This window comes from Vibrio sp. 1069, from assembly GCF_033340555.1.
This window is the reverse complement of sequence record NZ_JAWOWP010000278.1, coordinates 1-772: the sequence shown is the minus strand read 5'-3', so window position 1 is coordinate 772 and position 772 is coordinate 1. Positions and strand designations below refer to the sequence as shown.

Genomic DNA, 772 nt, shown 5'->3' with positions numbered 1-772 from the left:
GAGTTCGCGCTTTACGCCAGTTTGATGGCCGAGAAATAGCAAGTCTTGGTGGAAGACATCACGAGATTTTTCAACCTCTTCACCTTTCCACTTGATCATTCCTTCTTCTCTATCGCCTAACCCTGTAATAATGCGCAGTAGCGTCGTTTTACCTGTGCCATTACGCCCTTCGATCTGGACTAACTCACCAGGCTTAATTTCAAATTGCAGGTTTTCAAACAGGATCCTTTCATCACGGATCGCAGTCAGGTTAGACACTTCTAACATAGGGCTTCAACTTCATAAGGAACGAAGGGCTATATTAACACAGCTTACTTGTGACAAAACAGGATAAGAAAGCAGGGATGTATGTAAGTTCATGTATTTTTGTTAACTTACTGTCACACTTTGATAAAATTAACCATAAGTGGCTATAAGTTTTTATTTTAGATATAAAAAAAGAAGCCGAAGCTTCTTTTTATTCTCTTTATCGTCGACGCCCACGTGGTGGGTAATTCGAATCATCGGAAGGTTGACTGCTTAATGGCGGGATCTTCTCTTTTCCAGCCAGTTTTTTCTGCAAAGAGAGCATCAACTCTGCTTCTGCTTTTGGCAGTTCACACTCTTCGATTAGCTCGTTGATATCAGCCCCTAACTGCACCATTTTGGTTGCTCTACTGTATAAGCGACCATCAGTATCAGCGTGTTCTAGTTCGCGAATTCGCTCATTAAGATGTTGGATGATATCTTGCTGCTCAGTTACTTTTTGGCCAAGGCCAACTACAACCGAACG

At 42.0% G+C, this 772-nt stretch carries 2 protein-coding genes; both read right to left on the bottom strand.

Annotated elements, in window-relative coordinates:
• Nucleotides 1-267: ATP-binding cassette domain-containing protein (locus R7040_RS25975; protein ID WP_318097505.1), on the bottom strand; the 267-nt coding region annotated here is incomplete at its 3' end.
• Between the two features lie 199 nt (nucleotides 268-466).
• Nucleotides 467-772, bottom strand: a 306-nt coding sequence (locus R7040_RS25970; protein ID WP_318097503.1) for a DUF2802 domain-containing protein, incomplete at its 5' end; no start/stop codon positions are given.